General features: G+C 54.4%; 4 protein-coding genes. All 4 read right to left on the minus strand.

Annotation, left to right across the window (positions count from 1 at the left end; genetic code table 11):
* Positions 1-321: 321 nt before the first annotated feature.
* The 4 genes from RMSM_RS34805 to RMSM_RS41615 all read right to left on the minus strand — a co-directional run bounded on the left by RMSM_RS34805 (position 322) and on the right by RMSM_RS41615 (position 2377).
* A complete protein-coding gene (locus RMSM_RS34805) occupies positions 322-672 on the minus strand; it encodes a HesB/IscA family protein (RefSeq protein WP_008708856.1) in 351 nt (116 codons plus the stop codon).
* Positions 673-812: 140 nt separating this feature from the next.
* Positions 813-1487: an HNH endonuclease gene (locus RMSM_RS37725; protein ID WP_236622426.1), complete on the minus strand. Its 675-nt coding sequence runs from the start codon at positions 1485-1487 to the stop codon at positions 813-815.
* A 203-nt stretch (positions 1488-1690) separates the two neighbouring features.
* Entirely contained in the window at positions 1691-2191 is a 501-nt protein-coding gene (locus tag RMSM_RS34815; RefSeq protein ID WP_008708862.1) for a hypothetical protein, read from the minus strand.
* Positions 2192-2224: 33 nt separating this feature from the next.
* Entirely contained in the window at positions 2225-2377 is a 153-nt protein-coding gene (locus RMSM_RS41615; protein ID WP_160168444.1) for a hypothetical protein, read from the minus strand.
* Positions 2378-2856: the final 479 nt, after the last annotated feature.

Here is a 2856-nt window from a genome sequence, read left to right on the forward strand (position 1 = left end):
TCCGGGCATGTTACTGGAAACAGTGGAAGAAGTCGAAAACTCGTCTTCGCAACCTGATGTCATTGGGCTTGTCGTACCGGGAGGCCCGTCCGTTCGCGTTTAGCGGCAAAGGCCCATGGCGTCTTTCCAAGACGTCGGGAGTCCAGCGTGCGTTATCGAACGAGCACCTGAAAAGTGAGGGCTTACCCAAGTCTAGAAGAGCGTTGGCAACAGCTTGCATCCTCGCGGCGAATCGCCTAGTGCGGACCCGCATGCTAGGTGATGTGGGAGGGGCGCCGGAGCAATCCGGCCCCCTATCCCGATACCCATGGTTCGCCGCGATCACTGCTCGATCGCGTTTGGATTGTGGAACTTGAATCCTTCGGTGCCGTCTGGCCGAGTCTCCCAGTCGATTGTAGCACCGTCGACGTAGATGGAGTCGCGAGGTGATACGACCATTGTAAAACCATTTGATTTGTCAACCAAGTCTTCGTCTGACCATGGAGGTGATTCGATTTGCAGGTCGTACATGAATCCTGATGGCCCTTCACGTTTTACAGCGAGTCTAATGTGATCGCCGGGTGCGTCTTTAAGGAACGAAATGAATTTCGCCACTGCAGCATCCGTCAATTCAACGACCGATTGATTCGACGGTTCGTCGGCCTCCTGAACAGTTGACTCGGCAGGACTCACATCAGTTGAGGCGTTTGAGACGTCCGCTGAGTCGCTGCAACCAAGGCACAGAGCAAAAGCGAAAACAACAGAAACGTAGTAAAGATTCGTCATATACTCAGTCGGGGAACGACCGCGGTAACGGGGCCGCCGCCAAACAACTATGATTTCAAAACAGGGGTCATCGGCGGCTCCCGTTCACCGCATGGTTCTGCCGTTTTTTGGTGTTTGAGTATCGCTTGAATTTCAGAGATTGTATACGCGGGAACGCGTCGGTGCAGCATTGCGTGACAGTTCGGGCAGACAGGTCGCAAGTCCGTTACAGGATCGACAGTATATTCGCCGTCGATCTCGGAGAGCGGCTTAAGGTGATGAACATGAATGAAACCATCACCAATGTCTCCGAACTTCGCCCGGAAGCTGAAGCCGCAGATGCAACAGTCAGTCCCGTATTTGGCGATGCATTCGCGGCGAGCGTCGGCGTTGCGTTCGTAAACGTTGACAGTCACGCGTAGCGAAGCACCTTCTTTGAATTCTGCAGTTGCGCCGATTTCTTCGGGCAGCAATACGTGAGAGGAATCCACCCATCCGATCGTTTGAAGCGCAGAAGCGAATTCGGGACGCAACGTCCACAGCCAACGGCCTTCTGGTTTTGTCGTTAGCACGATCGAGTCAACGCGGACACTGCCGGGATCAAAGTCGAGGAGTTCGCCGATCTGTCGACCGAGCCGTCCGTACAAAGAGTTTGCGACGGAACGGTGGGTGTAGCCGACAGCGACGGCGAGTTCGTCGGCAGTTGACGTTCTGTTGTTTGCGTGAAAATGCAGGCGAAGCATCTGAACCAAGTTGTCGGACAAGTCGCCGACACGTCGAAGCGCATCGACGTATTTTTCGGGTGTCGGTGATTTCGTGTGGTCAGACGTGGACATGGATTCTTACGGCAGAACGTCGGAATTCACGGGGGACGGGCGAAAGACGTGCAAGCAGACCATTAAACACGACTCCCGTCCTCCCGTGCAATTCATTGTTCTGCCTTGCCTCAGTCCGTTAGAGACAAACGCCAAGCATTGATTGTATCCGAATCGCGTTCGACCATCGCCAACCCCTCGTCGCAAAATTGAAACCCGATCGCGTCAGCAAACCGTCTGCATTCGTCATCCGAATCTTGGAATTCGGCCCAGTCTTGCCATAGTTTCGCCATGATTCCCTGCTCGGAATGCGCAATGAGAATCCACTTCGGGTTGTCGTGGAAGAGCCAAACGTATTCAGTAGTCCCGGCACGTGTCCAACGAACAAATGAATCAGCGTTTGAATCCCATAGCGGGACGATGTCGGTTGCATCGACGGGAATGAAGTAGTCCCAGTTGGTAGCACCGATGTGGATGCTGAGGTCGGGATGGTAGCTGTCAGGTTCGCAGAGGATTCGAGCAAACCGGGGACTGACCCCACGGGCGATGAGTTCGTCGAGTGGCAGTGAGTAAAGTCTCATCTCTTTGGCAGAACGTCCGACGTCACCGGGGACGGCGGTTTGATTGTCCATTTGTAAACGCTTCGTGCCGTCCTCCGGTGGACGTCATGGTTCGCCGCGTCCGATCTGTCTGTGTCGCAAAAATCGAACAACGATCGCCTCCGCTTCGATCGAGAGAACGGCCGCAACGACCACTGTTAGAAAAATCGCCAGATTTGGCAGGGCTTCGGCGAGAAACGCATTGATGGGCACAGTCATCGAACGCAAAACTCTCCTCATGAGTTCACCTCCGAGACCGTACGCGAGCACAACCATTAGCCCCGTCCCGAATCGGGTCACTGGCATTGGAGAATAATCCGCGAATAATCTCCTGCGCATTATTTTCCACGCCGCGGTCACAGCATAGCATGCCGCGAGACCGGTCGCAAAAAATGTCAGCGCTTGCATTGGATACCGCGCAGTCCGCTGGAACGCCTCAATGGGCCCATGCTGTACCGCGACGATAAGGTGAACGCTGAACACGCATCCGAAGGAAAACAACAGCAAGCAAACGATACGGTTCGACAACGTGGCCGAGGACTCGAATCTTGCGTGCAAGCTTTCAGGAGTCGTCGACGGGGCGTAGGGATTAGTCATAAAAATCTATTGCCAGAAAACACAACACCGGAGAACGGTTGACGTCACCGCGATCCGGCGATTGACGTTGTGATGGCCTAGTTTAGCAACGCCGGATCTGC

It is taken from the genome of Rhodopirellula maiorica SM1 (assembly GCF_000346295.1).
Lineage (GTDB): Bacteria > Planctomycetota > Planctomycetia > Pirellulales > Pirellulaceae > Novipirellula > Novipirellula maiorica.

What these genes read in the sequence shown, in the direction of transcription:
- RMSM_RS37725 (WP_236622426.1), bottom strand. Translation starts at nt 1,487, where the DNA reads ATGCTTCGCCTGCATTTTCACGCAAACAACAGAACGTCAACTGCCGAC.
- RMSM_RS34815 (WP_008708862.1), bottom strand. Translation starts at nt 2,191, where the DNA reads ATGGACAATCAAACCGCCGTCCCCGGTGACGTCGGACGTTCTGCCAAA.
- RMSM_RS41615 (WP_160168444.1), bottom strand. Translation starts at nt 2,377, where the DNA reads ATGACTGTGCCCATCAATGCGTTTCTCGCCGAAGCCCTGCCAAATCTG.